Origin of the sequence: Prosthecobacter gellanilyticus, from assembly GCF_007992435.1 — a bacterium.
Lineage (GTDB): Bacteria > Verrucomicrobiota > Verrucomicrobiia > Verrucomicrobiales > Verrucomicrobiaceae > Prosthecobacter > Prosthecobacter gellanilyticus.
In genome coordinates this window covers 1-14,804 of the sequence record NZ_BKAG01000013.1, presented here as the reverse complement: position 1 = coordinate 14,804, position 14,804 = coordinate 1, and the positions used below count along the sequence as shown (strand labels likewise).

Genomic DNA, 14,804 nt, shown 5'->3' with positions numbered 1-14,804 from the left:
AGGGTATCCGCACATGCCTGAAACCCTCCCCGCTGCTTTTAAACCCACCCGCTGGAGCCTTGTGCTGCAATCGCAGGGGCAGGGGGAGCTGGCGGCGCGGGCTTTGGGAGATCTGTGCCAGGCGTATTGGTTTCCGCTGTATTCGTGGAGCCGGCGATTCGGGGCATCGCCAGAAGATGCGGAAGACTATGTGCAGGGTTTTTTTGTGCAGGTGCTGACGAAGCAGCTCTTTGCCGCCGCCGATCCGAGCCTGGGCAAGCTGCGCACTTTCATGCTCACAGCGTTTCGCCGGCATGTGCATGACGAGCAGCGGAAGGAATCACGCCAGAAACGCGGTGGCGGGAACATCATCTCCTTTGATGCGGCTAAGGCCGAGGCTTGGTATGAGGTGGAGCAGATCGAGGGCGAGAGCGCGGATCATATGTATGACCGTCAATGGGCGCTCACGGTGCTGGATCAGGCGTTGGCGAGTGTGGAGCAGCATGTGACGGCGCGTGGCAAGTCCGCCGAGTTTGCGGTGATGCGACCTTTCCTCACGGGTGAAGGTGGTTCGGATGACTATGCGGCCGCGGGCGAGAGGCTGGGCATGAGCGCGAACACTTTTAAAGTGGCGGTGCACCGGCTGCGCACGCGGTTTCGTGAGTCGCTGAGGTCGGCGGTGGCTGAGACCCAGCCGGATGGTGCGCCGGTGGATGAGGAGATGGGGTATCTGATGCAGGTGCTGGCCGTCGCTTGATGGAAGCAGAATTTATTTACCACTAATGGCCACTGATAGGCACTTATGTTCCAAACCTTTATGGCTTGGTCATAAGTGAACATCAGTGACTATTAGTGGTTAGCTGGGTTTGCTTGCATGACCTGTGTCCCCGGTTCCCAGGTGAGGCCCCAGTCGCGGATGGATTTGAGGATGGGTTTGAGGGAGGTACCTTTTTCGGTGAGGGTGTAGGCGAGGCGCTTGGTGCCATCGGCAGCGGGGATTTGGTGAATGATGCCGCTTTCCATGAGGCGCCCCAGGCGGTCGCTGAGAATGTTCGTGGGGATACTTTCGGGGGAGGCGGTGAAGTCTTTGAATCTGGTGCGGCCGAGCATGAGGTCGCGGATCACCAGCAGCGTCCAGCGGTCGCCGAAGAGGTCCAGCGCGCAGGCCACGGGGCAGGGGGATCGGCGTGATGGCGGGGGAGGCGTCTTGGCGCGGGAGCGGGGTGTTGGGCGCTTCTTGGCGGCGGGCATGGTGACATGATCCTTTAGGAATGCTTGCATTTCAAAAGTTAATTTACTTGCAAAGTAAAAGTAAAATGGCAGCCGTGCTTTGCCATGAGCACCACCACCGCTGAACCCACGCTGGCTCCTCCGGGAGCAGGTCTGCCTGTCGTCGAGCTCTACATGGCCTGGCTGATGTTCGGGCTGCGCTGCCTTCGCGGAAGCAAAGAGAAGCACACGGCTGATTTTATGCGCGAGCGGGCTACAATCCGTGAGTTGGTGGATTCATGCGATCCTGCTTGGCGAGGGACTCGCGTGCTCATTCCGCGACCGCGAGGTCTGGAGGACAGCAGCCGCTACTGGTCGGTGTGGATGACGCTGGATCATCTGCGCATCACGAACATCTCCTTCGCGATGGTGATCAAGAGCCTGGCAAAGGGTGTGGTGCCTCCGGGGAAGGCGAGCACGGCAGCGGTGAAGCCTGATCCGGCGGTGACGCAAGATGTGGAAGCTGAGTATGAGAAGTCCTGCGGCTTCGTGCTTTCGGTGGTGGAGAGCGTGAAGGATCTGAAGACTCAGTCGCGCTTTGAGCATCCTTGGTTCGGCGCGCTTGACGCGGCGAAGTGGCATGCGGTGGCGGCCATGCACATGGCGCTGCATCGGGCGCAGATCAGGCAGATTATTGCGGGGCTGCGAAAGGCGGATTGAAGGCAAGGGCCCCCGGACGGGACTTGGCAAGTCCCGCTCCTTGATGGGGGGTGTTTGCGCAGTTGCAGGGGCGGGGTGTTTGCGGCAGCGGTATGACGAATGACAGACCGCACGCCACCGCATCGCCGACTCTCCGGGCTGGACCCGGAGGCGCTGATGGCGCAGGGGCTGGGATCGAAGTCTGGTTCTGAGGAAGTGGTGGTGCCTGGGTGCGAGATCGAGGCTCCGCTGGGCCGTGGTGGCATGGGCGCGGTGTATCTGGCGCGGCAGGTGAGCCTGGACCGTGAGGTGGCGGTGAAGGTGCTGGCGGGTGAGCTCGCGGATGATCCGCTGTTTTTAGAGAGGCTGGAGCGCGAGGCTCGACTGATGGCCAGGCTGCGACATCCGAACATCGTGGCCGTGCATGACTTTCAGAAGCTGGAAGATGGCAGCGCGGCCATCGTGATGGAGTTCATCGAAGGTGGCAGCTTGCGTGAGAAGCTGCGCCAGCATCCGAAAGGGCTGCCAGTGGATGAGGCGCTGCGCATCCTGCGGCAAATCGCGGCAGGACTGGAAGTGGCGCATGTCTCAGGAGTGATTCATCGGGACATGAAGCCGGAAAATGTGCTGCTCACGAGTGACGGCACGGCGCGCGTGACGGACTTTGGACTGGCGCTGCCTCTGCATGAAAGCAGCGCACGTCTCACACTCACGGGCACGACAGTGGGCACGGTGGACTACATGGCTCCCGAGCAGCTCAAGGGCGGCGTTCTGGATGCTCGGCTGGATGTCTTCGCGCTCGGTGTCATCGCTTATGAACTGCTTACTGGGCAGACACCTCGTGGTAGTTTTGATTCGCCGAATCGTGTGAGGCCTGAGGTGCCGGTGCATGTCAGTGAGGCTGTGATGCGCGCCATGAAGCCGAATCCAGAGGAGCGCTTCGCGAAGATCGAGGATTTCATTTTGGCACTGCATCGCCCGGCACGAACACGGTTTCGGCTGCCGCGTGCGGGCATCATTGGAGCCGTCGCGATGTTGCTTGTGCTGGGCTTGGGAGCTCTGGGTGCTCTGTGGATCATGCAGTCACAGAAGAAGGTCGTCGAAAAGCAGTTTGGACCGTGGCGCGATGCGATCGCCGGAGCGCGGATCTATGAGGATGTGGTCGGTGGTGACTGGAAGAATGACAACGGCATCCTGAGTTCCAATGACCAGATCTGTGCCATCATTCTGGAGCATGAGCTGCCGGAGAGTTATGATGCGCGGATGAAGTTCACGAGGCTCTCGGGGCAGTATTCCGTGGCGTTGTTTTTCATGGCTCAGGGCACCACCGGAAGCGTGGAGCTGGATGCGTGGGCCGAGGCCCTCGCAGGCGTGCAGATGATCGACGATGAGGACTTGAGAAAGGGCTACGGCTTCCGCTTTCCGCTGGAGAATGGGCGCAGTTATGAGCTTCTCCTGGAGGTGAGGCCGAATGTGGTGCGGGTAAGTGTCGACGGCGTGTTTCAGAAGGAGTTCGACCTTGCGGGCAAGAAGCTGAACACCACAGCGCCCTGGGAGTGGAACTCACGGGCGCGACGAGCAGCGCTAGGCGTGGGTTCCTACATGAGCCCGACAAAGTTTGATCGTGTCGAATGGCGGTCGGTGACCTTGGTGGAGCCCGCCTCGAAATAGTCTGACGGGCCTTTTAAGGCTGATGTGGCGGGGCGGGCTCAATGCGCTCCAAATGCGTCACCTGTGGGTCTTGATTCTTGTGATAGGTACCCTTCCACTCGGTGCCATCCAGGCCTTTCACCCAGACTGGGTAAGACTGGCTGTTGTGAGGGTTCAGGATGACGCCCTCAAAGCTGTCCGGCGTGCCGTCTTCCCGGCGGTGGATGATGACCAGCATCTTCCGCAGCTTGTTGATCAAGGCATTCTTGTTGAGCTCAGGCCAGTCGTGAACGGCGTCCGTGATGATGTCGCGAGCCAGGCCCTGGGCGTCTCTGCCCTCGACTTTACCCTCTTTGACCAGCGTCCGGGCATGATCAAAAAGCTCAGAGACACTGGGCAGGGATTCAAAAGGGAGCTTTTTCATATCGTGGTCGGTAGCGGGCTTGGGCTTCGCTGGCTTGTCCTTGCTGTGGCCGCGTTGGGCAGTGTGTGCAAGTGCGGCCGAGTTCCGCGGCGGGCTTGCAGCAAACTCGCGTGACCATGCAAAATCCAGCCAAGACGTCATTGAAGGGGGCTGGAGGACGTTGATGCTACCTGACACGCATGCTCGATCACCCTCAGCACGAATCTCTCCATACCACACGCCGCTATTTCCTGGGGCAATGCACCGGGGTTTCGGTGGGGGCGATGGCGCTGGGTTCGATGATGGGCAGCGCAGGGGCGGTGGAGTCGGGTGTCCCCGGGCTTCCAGGACTGCCGCACTTCGCGCCGAAGGCGAAGCGGGTCATCTTCCTCACGCAGTCCGGCGGGCCATCGCAGCTCGAGCTGTACGATCACAAGCCGGGCCTGATGAAGTGGGCGGGCGTGGAACTGCCGGAATCCGTGCGCAACGGTCAGCGTCTGACGACGATGACGGCGAACCAGAAGCAGCTCATCCTGCCGGGCATCACGAAGTTTTCCCAATGTGGTCAGAGCGGCGCGACGATCAGCGAGTGGCTGCCGCATCTGCAAGGAGTGGCGGATGACCTGTGCTTCATCAAGTCGATGACCACGGACCAGATCAACCATGCGCCGGCCATGACGCTGTTCCTCACGGGGAACCAGATCGCAGGCAAGCCGAGCATGGGCGCGTGGGTGAGCTATGGGCTGGGCAGTTTGAACCGCAATCTGCCGGACTATCTGGTGCTGATCTCGAAGATGCAGCGCCCGAGCGACCAGCCGCTCTATGATCATTACTGGGGCAGCGGCTTCCTGCCGAGCCGTTATCAGGGGGTGAAGCTGCGCAATTCCAAGGAGCCGGTGCTGTATCTCAGTGATCCAGACGGGCTGCCGCGCCATCTGCGCCGGGGCATGCTGGACGGGCTTGCCGAGCTTAACCAAAAGCGTTTCGAAAAGACCCAGGATCCCGAGATCCTCACGCGCATCCGTCAGTATGAGATGGCGTATCGTATGCAGTCCAGCGTGCCGGAGCTCACCGACCTGGGAGAGGAGCCGGAGCATGTCTTTGAGATGTATGGGCCGGACTCACGCAGAGCTGGCAGCTATGCGGCGAACTGCATTCTGGCACGTCGCCTCGTGGAGCGCGGGGTGAGGTTCATCCAGCTCTTCCATCCAGACTGGGATCATCACAGCCGTCTGCCGAGCTGGTGCACGGCGCGTTGCCGAGATACGGATCAACCGAGTGCTGCCCTCATCAAGGATCTCAAGCAGCGCGGGCTGCTAGACGAGACCCTCGTCATTTGGGGCGGTGAGTTTGGCCGCGGAGTGGCAGGGCAGGGGAAATGGGACAGCCCGGAGGCGGGAAGAGACCATCATCCGCGCTGCTTCACCATGTGGATGGCAGGCGGCGGTGTGAAGCCAGGCCTAACCTATGGTTCAACCGACGAGTTCAGCTACAACGTGGCTGAGAAGCCCGTGCATGTGCGTGACTTGCATGCGACCGTGATGCATCTGCTCGGCATCGAGCATGAGCGCTTCACGTTCAGAGCGCAGGGCCTGGACTTCCGTCTCACCGGCGTGGAGCAGGCAAATGTGGTGAAGGATGTGCTGGTTTGAGCGAGGCTCAAGGCACCGCCTGATCATAGGCCATCACACCGAGGAACACCGGATCGTAGACGAAGGTGTTGTTCCAGTTGCTGTTGCGGCCGTAGTAGGAGTGATTGTTGCCGGTGCCACCATCGACTTTGACGGAGCTCCGGAAGTTATTCCCCACGGTATCGGTGACGGGATTCCAGCCTGCCACCCAGTCATCATTGCCGGTGCCGAGGGAGATGCTCACCGCTCCATAGAACACGCAGATGCCGATGCTCTCGGTGGTTCGGGTGTCAAAATCCACGCGGTCGTCACCTGCACCTGTGGTGATGGTCACCGTGGAGATGCAGAGGGTGTCATTGATCACGATCTGGGCATTGGCCGCTCCTGCAGCATTGATGGTTAGGGCGCCGGTGACATAACCATCCTCAATGAAGTAGTAGTCGGAAGCCGTGGAGGCGGCGACGGCGCTCGTATGGGTGACCTTGCCGTGGACGATTGTGTCCGTGAGCTCCACATCGCTGTAGCCAGCGCCGGTGTTGGTGATGACGTCGCCAAGAACCGAGATGAGGGTGGAGGTGAAGTTCAAGTCTGCCCCCTCAGCGACACCGAGGTGAAAGATGTCCCTCCCTGTGGCACCTCCGATGAGTTCCACGGTGTGGAGGACGGCATAGTCGGAGTAGATGAAGACGCTGTCAGTGTTCGCGGCACCGGCATCCTGCGACTGCGCGCCCATGCCTTTGAAGGTGAACTTGCCGCCCACCGTCACCGCAGCACCTGCGAAGTCGAACCGGTCATCGCCCGTGCCGCCGGTGTAGGCGAGGGAACCGCCGATGAAAGTGCCCGTGCTGTTGAAGAAGCTCATGGCATTTTTACCTGCACCCATGGTGGCGGCGACATTTCCGCCGATGACGACCTCAGGGCACTCCAGATAGACCGTGTCCCTGCCCGCACCGCCCGTGTAGGCCAGTGAACCGAGGGTGAGCTGCACCAGGCGGGTGGCGTCGTTGTTGTTCGTGTCGATGCCATTGAAGATCCCGTTCGATCCCGCGCCCAGGCTGGCGGTGAGCGCGCCGCCGATCGAGATGCTGCCTGCGAGAAGCATGGAGTCAGCGCCTGCGCTGCCTGTGATGTTCAGGCTGCCATTGATGCGCAGGGCGTCATTGGCATCCCGCCCGAGGAAGTAGTAGGCCGCTCCGGCAGTCGTTTTGAGGGTCACATTCCCCGTGATGACACCGCTCTTGATACCGAAGTAGTAGTCCTGCTCATTGGTAGCCCCACCCGCGGTGGTGATGCTGATATTGCCAAAGACATTCAACGAGTTGTCGGTGAGCAGGGTGAAAACGTTGTCCCCGGTGCCGAGATCGGCCGTGATGCCTTTGGTGTAGTTTCCGGAACCGAAATAGACGGTGTCATTTCCCGCGCCGGTTTTGGCCGTGACGGTGCCGTTGATGTAGCCGCCGTAGACACCGACGTCATCGTTGCCATTGCCTCCATCAAAGCTCACGGCGCCGTTGTAGGTGCCGGAGATGAACATGTCGTCATCGCCATCTCCGCCCTGGAGTGTCACCGGGCCGTTGGTGAAGAGGTTGACCGCATCCACCTTGTCATTGCCACCGTTGAGCACGACTTTCAGGCCGGCGTAGGTGGGCAATTTCAGATCTTTGACGGCCGTGTCGACTGATTGCCCGGCAAAGACAAACTTGGTATCCAATGACGGGTCCTGCTCGCCGAGATTTGGATCCTGCAGCTGCCACTCATTGGCATGGGAAGAGACGATTTCGATCATGTTGGCCGCCCCATCCCCCGTCAGGGTCAGCACGCCTCCGGCGACGCTGACGGTCACAATCCCGGCCGGGGACAGACGAGGTTCCAGGGCTTCCAGAAGGGCGGAGGGCTGCTGAGCAGGGGTTTTCATGGAGAAGGCCCCTTAAATCATGGGTGGCGGCAAACAGGAAGGTTTTTGTCCCAGGGAAGATGCAAAACATCACTCGAGAAAGGTGCAGCGGCATTGTTCCTGCTTATGGAGTGGAGAATGACCCCCACCAACCCCCTGCGGGAGCGCGGCTTCCGCCTCCTGGAAGATGATTTGAGCTTTCTGATGACGGCCTTTGCTGCCGTGCTCCATCGCGTGGGTGAGGGTGGGCTGGCGGAGAAGCTGCCCTGGATTGGCCATTGCCAGACGGTGGGGGCGGAGCCGAACCGTGCGCTGGGGCAGGCACTGTCCATCGCCTTCCAGCTTCTGAACATCGTGGAGGAGCGCGCTGCCTCCCAGACCCGCCGTCTGCGGGAAAAGGAGCGCGGCCCTGAGTCTGAGCCGGGCATGTGGCCGGAGAACTTGAAGGAGATGAAGGCTCTGGGCGTGAGCGAGGCTGACCTGCTGCAGGTGCTGCGCGAGGTGTGTGTGGAGCCGGTGCTCACTGCGCACCCGACCGAGGCCAAGCGTGAGTCCGTGCGTGATCTGCATCTGGAGATCTACGCACTGATGAACCGCCATGAGAACAAGGACTACACGCCACGTGAGCAGGCGCGCATCCAGTCCCAGCTCGAGGTGCAGCTGGAGAACCTTTGGCGCACCGGAGAGATCCATGTGACCCGGCCCACGATCGATGCCGAGCTGCAAAACGCGCTGCATTACCTGCGCGAGGTGTTTCCTGAGGCGCTGTCCCGTGCGCACATCCATCTGCGCGAGGCCTGGATCAGTGCGGGGTTTGATCCTGCGGGTGTGGATGCCCTGCCGCCGCTCATTCGCTTTGGCACCTGGATCGGGGGTGACCGTGATGGCCACCCCTTTGTGACGGCGGACGTCACGGCCAACGCCCTGCGTGAGCTGCGCAAGAATGCTCTGCGGGTGCATCGTCGTGCGGTGGAGCAGCTGGCGCATCATTCGCCGCTGAGCTCTTTGTTCCAAAAGACGCCTCCCGTGCTGGTGGAGCTGACCTCCCGCCTCGGCACCGTGCTGGGTGGTGATGCCAATCCCGATGTGGGCTACATCCTGGACCGGAACAAGGAAGAGCCCTGGCGTGCCGCCGCTTACCTCATCCGGGCGCGATTGATCGCGGCTCTCGAGAAGCCGGGCAGCGCTGGTGCCTATACAGCTCCCGCCGAACTGCTGCAGGACATCAACGCGTATGCCGAGGCGCTGGAGAGCGTGGGTGATCATGCGCTGGTGGTGGAATACATCGTGCCTTTCCGTCGTCGCCTGGAGGCCTTTGGCTTCCACTGCGCTGCGCTGGATGTGCGCCAGAACTCCGCCTTCCATGAGAAGGCGCTGGAGCAGCTTCTGAGCGCGGCTGGTTTGTTAGGCGAGAAGCCGCTCAAAGACTGGTCGCTGGCGGAGAAGCGGGCGCTTTTGGAGAAGGAACTGCAATCGCCCCGTCCCTTCCTGGCCGCAGGCATGTCTGCCGGACCTGAGGCTGACACGGTGCTGGCCTGTCATCGAGTGCTGGCGGCTCACATCGCCGCTCATGGCACGGCGGGGCTGGGATCGCTGATCGTCTCGATGACCCGGAACATGGAGGACCTGCTGACGGTCTATGTGCTGGCCCGTGAGGCGGGTCTCATGACCTGGAGTGAAGGCGGCCTGCGCTGCCCGCTGCCTGTGACGCCGTTGTTTGAGACCATGGCCGACCTGGATGCAGGGCCGGGAATCGTGGACGAGTTCCTCCAGCACCCCGTCACCAAGCGCAGTCTGAAGGCAGAGAAGCCCGCGTTTCAGATGATGGTGGGCTATTCAGATTCTAACAAAGATTGCGGCATCATGGCCAGTCAGTGGGCGCTGCATCGCGCCCAGGCAGCCCTGTCTGCCACCACGGCGAAGCATGGGGTGGAAGCCGTTTTCTTCCACGGCCGAGGCGGCACGGTGGGACGTGGCGCGGGGCCGACCCACTGGTTCATGCAGGCTTTGCCACAGGGTTCGTTAGGTGGCTGGATGCGCATGACAGAGCAGGGGGAGACTATCGCGCAGAAATACGCGCACCTTGGCTCCGCCGTGTATCACACGGAGCTGCTTATGGCTTCCGCGGCCTCGGCCACGGCGCGGCATCGTCATGGCAAGCCGGCAGACCAGGCCCTGGCACGGGTGCTGGACCAGATCGCCAGTGACAGTCGCACGGCGTATCGCGCGCTGCTGGAGACACCAGACTTCATGCGCTTTTACCGCCAGGCCACACCGATCGACGCGCTGGAGAATGCGCGCATCGGCTCGCGTCCGTCACGCCGCACCGGCCAGGCCTCGCTGGATGACCTGCGTGCCATCCCGTGGGTGTTTTCCTGGACCCAGTCCCGCTTTTATCTGCCGGGCTGGTTTGGCGCTGGAGCCGCGCTGGAAAAGCTGCGCACCACGGATGCGGCTGCCTTTGCCGATCTGAAGGCCCGCCTGCATGACTCTCCCTTCGTGAGCTATGTGCTCACGAACATCGAAAGCAGTCTGGTGAGCACGAACATTGAGCTCATGAAGCTCTACAGCAGCCTGGTGGCCGAAACGGAGATCCGTGACCGCTTCCTGGACATCATCCTGGCGGAGTTTGAGCGCACGCGCACGGTGCTGGAAGACCTCTTTGATGGCTCGTTTGCGGCTCGTCGTCCGCGTCTGGCCTATACGCTGGAGATTCGTGAGGAGCCTCTGAAGGTGCTGCATGCGCAGCAGGTGAATCTGCTGCGTGACTGGCGTGCCCGCATTCAGGCTGGTCAGATCGAGTCGGCGGAGGGGATGATGCCGGATCTGCTGGTGTCCATCAATGCGCTGGCCTCAGGTTTGCGGACGACGGGTTAGTCCTGATGAGGTGCTGGCTACGCCATCCGCATCCGACGTTAGGCGGAGGCGGGCACTCTGGCGTTTGCAGGCGGGGGATTGGAGGTAGGATGGTTCATTCACGATGAACTCCGAACAGCCTGCTCTACCGCCGCCGCTTCCTGCGTCACGCTCCATTTTGGTGACCTTGATGGGGTGGCTGCTGGTCTTGATCGGAGCCATCGCCTCCCCAATGAGTCTCATTGCCGGTGCCAATCAGCTGGTTGGAGGTTATGGGAGCAATACCTTTGAGCTTTCAGGCTTCATCCTGATTATCCTCGGGCCGTGGATTTGCATCGGCACGGGCATTGGCCTGATCCGGCGCTGGCGCTGGGCGATCCTCGTGCTGTATGTGATGCTGCTGTGGTTGATCGTGGAAAGTGTGCTGGCCATCGTCAAAGGGCCGCAGCCTGAGAGGAAATACATCTCGGAAAGCGGCGTGCCGACGACGGTGATGGCCTCCGAGGTCAGTTCGATGGAGATGCCTTCGGCCGTGGTGGGTGGGGTGTTGCTGCTTGTGTTCCTGTCCCGACGGATTCGTTCGGAGTTTTGATGCGGGGTTTGTGACGAGTCGTCAGCCTCTTTCGTCCCTTCCGGGACTCTGTCATGGGTGGGGACGTGGCTCGTCGTGACGCATGGCTAAAGCCATGCGCTAGTACCTTTCGCCTCTCCGAGGCTTTCGATCTCCTATCGGTGCTCGATCACGTCCTTGCCTTCGAAGCGGACCTTGGGCAGGCCGGCGTAGCGGTCATCGGGGTGACGATAGCCGGCGGGGCAGAGGACGGCGGTGGTGTAACCGCTGTCGGTGAGGCCGAGGACTTCATCAAACTTGGCAGGCACAAAGCCCTCCATGGGGCAGGTATCGACCTCCAGGAGAGCAGCGGCGAGCATGAACTGGCCGAGGGCGATGTAGCTCTGCAGCTTGGCCCACTGTTCCAGGCCGCCCTTGGTCTCCATGCCGTCGCGGAAGCCGCTGACCATTTTGTGGAAGCCCGTGAGCGCATCGGCAGTGCCGCCGCGCACCTCGACCATGCGGGTGACGTTGGCATCGATGTGCCCGGGGCTCATGACTTTTGGCACCGTGATGACTACCAGATGGGAGCAGTCGGCGATCTGACGCTGGTTCCAGGCATGGGGGACCAGCTTTTCACGCAGGTCCTTGTCCTCGATCACCAGGAACTTCCAGGGCTGGAGGCCGAAGCTGGAGGGGGTGAGGATGAGGGATTGCTCGAGCTGCTGCCAGACATCGGCGGGGATCTTCCGGGTGGAGTTGAAGAGCTTGCAGGCATAGCGCCAGTTCAGGGCGGAGACGATGTCAGTCATGGGAAAAGGTCTGGGCAGGGATCAGGATACGCTCCAGTCCATGGCCGGGGGGCGAGTTTCGTCAACGGGTGCCTTGCTGTCCTCTTGCGTTATTCTTCTCGCTCGTGGAATGACTTCACGGGAAGGTTTCACACCGCAAGAGGAAGGGATAACGCAAGAGAGGGACAAAGACGGCTGTCGATTTACCCATTGATCTGGACCGGCGTTGATGCTCCCAACTACTACCTAACCATGAAAATCTTCGCCCCTCTGTTTTGCCTTGTGGCCGCCATCGGCCTCGTGATCGCGGCCCCTGCGGCCAAAAAGTCACGCATCCTCTTCTTCAGCAAATCCAGCGGCTTCGAGCACAGCGTGATCTCCTGGAAGAATGGCAAGCCCAGCCATGCCGAAAAAGTGCTGCAGGAACTGGGGGCCAAGCAGGGGTGGGAGTTCGAGTTTTCCAAAGATGGCTCGAAGTTCTCCAAGGACTACCTCGCGCAGTTTGATGCGGTCTTCTTTTACACCACGGGCAACCTGCTTGAAGAAGGCACGGACAAGCAGCCGCCGATGTCTGCGGAAGGCAAGCAGGCGCTGTTTGATTTCGTGAAGGCTGGCAAGGGCTTCATCGGCACGCATTCCGCCAGTGATACCTTCCATACTAACAATGAGTCTAAAAAAGGTCCGGACCGCTATCTCAATCATGGTGAGCAGGCTGACTCGTATGTGCGCTTCATTGGTGGCGAGTTCATCAAGCACGGTGCGCAGCAGGTGGTGAAGAACTCGGTGGTGAATCCGAAGTTCCCCGGCTTTGAAAAAGTGGGCGCTGACTATGCCTTCATGGAAGAGTGGTATTCACTCAAAGACTTCTCCCCGGACATTCATGTGCTGAGCGTGATGGATGCACCTGCGATGACGGGTGATGAATACAAGCGCCCTGCCTTCCCAAGCACCTGGGCACGCAAGGAAGGTGATGGCCGTGTGTGGTATACCGCCATGGGACACCGTGAGGACATGTGGACCAACCCCGTGTTCCAGGACATCCTCATCGGTGGCATCCGTTGGGCACTGGGTGAAGTGCAGGCAGAGGTGCCCGCGAACATCAAGGACGTGGCTCCCGGGGCCTACACGAACCCGCCTTACATCGAGCCGAAGCCAGCAGCACCTGCGAAGCCCAAAGCCAAGTAATCTCAGGCTTCACAGCGTATCCCTCGATCAAAAGCCGGGCTCACAAGGCCCGGCTTTTTCATGCCTGTTTGATGCTCTCAAAAGCCATGTCTGCGAAGGCATAATCAAAGCATTATTCGTCGACAAATCACTTGCTAAAGAATGCTTCGGATATGTGAAGGTTAAAAACTTTGTGGAACACCCAAGATGTTTCCCAAGTCTTTTTAAAGACCCTTAACTTTTACTTTGAATCGTGTCAGATTCGCCATAAACAAGGGGTGTTAATTTTTGAAAAAACAAGCGGCGCTGTTTCTCTCGATGCAGCGCCGTGTTTGTCCTCTCCCGAAACGACCTCTCTCGTCAGTCCAGCACCAACCATCAGCATTATGGAGACCGCATATGAAGCCACTCTTTCCTCCCCAACTCCAGATGCCCGCGACCTCGAAAGCTCGACGCCCGTTCTTGAAGTGCTGCCATCCCCTTGGGAACGCATCTGCACCATCCTTCTGAAGAAGCTCGGCAAGGACAACTACACACGCTGCTTCTCCGGCACCACAGCACGCATCAGCGATGATCATCGCGTGACGGTGCATGTGCCGAACCCGATCCATCAGCTGCTCATCGAGAGCAACTTTTCCGGCACCTTTGCCGATGCCGTGGCGCAGGTTCTCGGTGCTGCTGCCAGCATTCATTATGAGGTCGCCAGCGAGCCTCTGCGTCCGCTGCCTGCGGATGCCTCTTTGGAAAAGAAGGCCGCGCGTGTCATCTCCACCCGCAATCATTCCGATGAGCGTGCGAGCCCGCATGTGCATGATGACTCGCTGAGCATCCGCTCCTTTTCGGACGCAGGTCTGAACGCCAAGTTCAACTTCGACAGCTTCGTGGTCGGCAGCAACTGCAGCTACTCCGCCGCTGTGGCCAGGGCTGTGGCTGAGAAGCCTGGACGCATCTACAACCCGTTGTTCTTCCACGGTCCGACCGGTCTGGGCAAGACGCACCTCATGCAGGCCATCGGCCAGGAAGTGCTCATGCGGAAGAAGCGCGCTGTGGTGCGCTATGTGACCTCCGAGCAGTTCACGAACGAATACGTGGAGGCCATCAAGAAACAGACCTTCAGCCAGTTCCGCCAGAAGTACCGCAAGGTGGACGTGCTGCTGATCGATGACGTGCAGTTCTTTGCCGGCAAAGACAGCACGCAGGAAGAGTTCTTCCATACGTTTAACGAACTGTTCAACAGCCAGAAGCAGATCGTGCTGGCCAGCGACCGTCCGCCGGGTGACATCAAGGATCTCGAGGCACGTCTCGTTTCCCGTTTCGAGTGGGGTCTCACGACCCAGATCCAGGTGCCTGACTTCGAGACTCGTGTGGCCATCCTGCGCCGCAAGATGAATGACTACAATGTCACGCTTGAGCCCTGGATTCTCGAGTTCATCGGCCAGCGCATCCGCACAAACATCCGCCGCCTGGAAGGCGCTCTCATGCGTGTGGCCGCCCACGTGTCCCTCGAGGGACACATCGCCAACGATGCCGCGCTGGCCCAGCTTCTTCACGATGTCATTGATGAGGAACCCGCGAAGTCTGTGACCGTCGACCGTGTGCAGCGTGCCGTGGCCACGGAGTATGATCTCCGCGTCAGCGACCTTACCGGCCCGCGTCGTCCGAAGAACATCGCCGAGGCGCGTCAGGTGGCCATGTATCTCACCCGCCACATGGTGAAGCTGCCGCTGATCCAGATTGGCGAGGAGTTCGGTGGTCGTGACCACGGCACCGTCATCCACGCCTGCAAGGTCATCAGTTCCCGCATGAGCGAAACTGTGGAGTTCCGCAGCATGGTGGACCGACTGCAGTCCAAGCTGCTCGAGGCTTGAGTCGTCTGCGCATTTGATATTTCAAGGTGGTGGGCCGGAAGGCTCACCACCTTTTTTGTTAGGTGGACGTTGAAGGCGCGGAGCGTCGTGGAGTGCGGTGGCAGAGAGGC

Annotated in this window: 12 protein-coding genes; 8 read left to right on the top strand and 4 right to left on the bottom strand. The window is 60.4% G+C overall.

Going from position 1 to position 14,804, the window contains the following annotated elements; translation table 11 throughout:
• Positions 1–13 precede the first annotated feature (13 nt).
• Positions 14–736, top strand: a complete 723-nt coding sequence (locus BGE01nite_RS10845) for an RNA polymerase sigma factor (RefSeq protein ID WP_146850478.1) — start codon at positions 14–16, stop codon at positions 734–736.
• Between the two features lie 92 nt (positions 737–828).
• Here BGE01nite_RS10845 and BGE01nite_RS10840 read toward each other — a convergent pair whose 3' ends face one another.
• Positions 829–1,260 carry a winged helix-turn-helix transcriptional regulator gene (locus BGE01nite_RS10840; protein WP_218032956.1) on the bottom strand — a complete coding sequence of 144 codons (432 nt, stop codon included), beginning with the start codon at positions 1,258–1,260 and terminating at the stop codon, positions 829–831.
• 54 nt (positions 1,261–1,314) lie between these two features.
• Here BGE01nite_RS10840 and BGE01nite_RS10835 point away from each other — a divergent pair, with 54 nt between their 5' ends.
• Together BGE01nite_RS10835 and BGE01nite_RS10830 are read left to right on the top strand one after the other, a co-directional pair.
• A complete protein-coding gene (locus tag BGE01nite_RS10835; protein ID WP_146850476.1) occupies positions 1,315–1,908 on the top strand; it encodes a DinB family protein in 594 nt (197 codons plus the stop codon).
• Between the two features lie 99 nt (positions 1,909–2,007).
• Complete coding sequence (locus BGE01nite_RS10830; protein ID WP_146850475.1) at positions 2,008–3,558, top strand: serine/threonine-protein kinase; 1,551 nt, start codon at positions 2,008–2,010, stop codon at positions 3,556–3,558.
• Positions 3,559–3,571: 13 nt separating this feature from the next.
• Here BGE01nite_RS10830 and BGE01nite_RS10825 read toward each other — a convergent pair whose 3' ends face one another.
• A complete protein-coding gene (locus tag BGE01nite_RS10825; RefSeq protein WP_146850474.1) occupies positions 3,572–3,961 on the bottom strand; it encodes a hypothetical protein in 390 nt (129 codons plus the stop codon).
• A gap of 179 nt (positions 3,962–4,140) precedes the next feature.
• Here BGE01nite_RS10825 and BGE01nite_RS10820 point away from each other — a divergent pair, with 179 nt between their 5' ends.
• Entirely contained in the window at positions 4,141–5,592 is a 1,452-nt protein-coding gene (locus tag BGE01nite_RS10820) for a DUF1501 domain-containing protein (protein WP_146850473.1), read from the top strand.
• A 7-nt stretch (positions 5,593–5,599) separates the two neighbouring features.
• Here BGE01nite_RS10820 and BGE01nite_RS10815 read toward each other — a convergent pair whose 3' ends face one another.
• Positions 5,600–7,486: a hypothetical protein gene (locus tag BGE01nite_RS10815; protein ID WP_170266724.1), complete on the bottom strand. Its 1,887-nt coding sequence runs from the start codon at positions 7,484–7,486 to the stop codon at positions 5,600–5,602.
• A gap of 117 nt (positions 7,487–7,603) precedes the next feature.
• Here BGE01nite_RS10815 and BGE01nite_RS10810 point away from each other — a divergent pair, with 117 nt between their 5' ends.
• Together BGE01nite_RS10810 and BGE01nite_RS10805 are read left to right on the top strand one after the other, a co-directional pair.
• A complete protein-coding gene (locus BGE01nite_RS10810) occupies positions 7,604–10,342 on the top strand; it encodes a phosphoenolpyruvate carboxylase (protein ID WP_170266723.1) in 2,739 nt (912 codons plus the stop codon).
• A 169-nt stretch (positions 10,343–10,511) separates the two neighbouring features.
• Positions 10,512–10,913 (top strand): hypothetical protein, encoded by a 402-nt coding sequence (locus tag BGE01nite_RS10805; RefSeq protein WP_146850470.1) that lies wholly within the window; start codon positions 10,512–10,514, stop codon positions 10,911–10,913.
• A 134-nt stretch (positions 10,914–11,047) separates the two neighbouring features.
• On the opposite strand, the gene BGE01nite_RS10800 is transcribed toward BGE01nite_RS10805, so the two are convergent.
• A complete protein-coding gene (locus tag BGE01nite_RS10800) occupies positions 11,048–11,683 on the bottom strand; it encodes an NAD(P)H-dependent oxidoreductase (RefSeq protein ID WP_146850469.1) in 636 nt (211 codons plus the stop codon).
• A 231-nt stretch (positions 11,684–11,914) separates the two neighbouring features.
• Here BGE01nite_RS10800 and BGE01nite_RS10795 point away from each other — a divergent pair, with 231 nt between their 5' ends.
• Positions 11,915–12,847 (top strand): ThuA domain-containing protein, encoded by a 933-nt coding sequence (locus tag BGE01nite_RS10795; protein ID WP_146850468.1) that lies wholly within the window; start codon positions 11,915–11,917, stop codon positions 12,845–12,847.
• Positions 12,848–13,212: 365 nt separating this feature from the next.
• Entirely contained in the window at positions 13,213–14,694 is a 1,482-nt protein-coding gene (gene dnaA / locus BGE01nite_RS10790; RefSeq protein WP_146850467.1) for a chromosomal replication initiator protein DnaA, read from the top strand.
• Positions 14,695–14,804 lie beyond the last annotated feature (110 nt).

Coding starts and splice junctions, on each gene's coding strand:
- BGE01nite_RS10810 (WP_170266723.1), top strand. CDS start 7,604: ATGACCCCCACCAACCCCCTGCGGGAGCGCGGCTTCCGCCTCCTGGAA.
- BGE01nite_RS10820 (WP_146850473.1), top strand. CDS start 4,141: ATGCTCGATCACCCTCAGCACGAATCTCTCCATACCACACGCCGCTAT.
- BGE01nite_RS10825 (WP_146850474.1), bottom strand. CDS start 3,961: ATGAAAAAGCTCCCTTTTGAATCCCTGCCCAGTGTCTCTGAGCTTTTT.
- BGE01nite_RS10845 (WP_146850478.1), top strand. CDS start 14: ATGCCTGAAACCCTCCCCGCTGCTTTTAAACCCACCCGCTGGAGCCTT.
- BGE01nite_RS10800 (WP_146850469.1), bottom strand. CDS start 11,683: ATGACTGACATCGTCTCCGCCCTGAACTGGCGCTATGCCTGCAAGCTC.
- BGE01nite_RS10815 (WP_170266724.1), bottom strand. CDS start 7,486: ATGAAAACCCCTGCTCAGCAGCCCTCCGCCCTTCTGGAAGCCCTGGAA.
- BGE01nite_RS10840 (WP_218032956.1), bottom strand. CDS start 1,260: ATGCAAGCATTCCTAAAGGATCATGTCACCATGCCCGCCGCCAAGAAG.
- BGE01nite_RS10805 (WP_146850470.1), top strand. CDS start 10,512: ATGGGGTGGCTGCTGGTCTTGATCGGAGCCATCGCCTCCCCAATGAGT.
- BGE01nite_RS10830 (WP_146850475.1), top strand. CDS start 2,008: ATGACAGACCGCACGCCACCGCATCGCCGACTCTCCGGGCTGGACCCG.
- BGE01nite_RS10835 (WP_146850476.1), top strand. CDS start 1,315: ATGAGCACCACCACCGCTGAACCCACGCTGGCTCCTCCGGGAGCAGGT.
- dnaA (WP_146850467.1), top strand. CDS start 13,213: ATGGAGACCGCATATGAAGCCACTCTTTCCTCCCCAACTCCAGATGCC.
- BGE01nite_RS10795 (WP_146850468.1), top strand. CDS start 11,915: ATGAAAATCTTCGCCCCTCTGTTTTGCCTTGTGGCCGCCATCGGCCTC.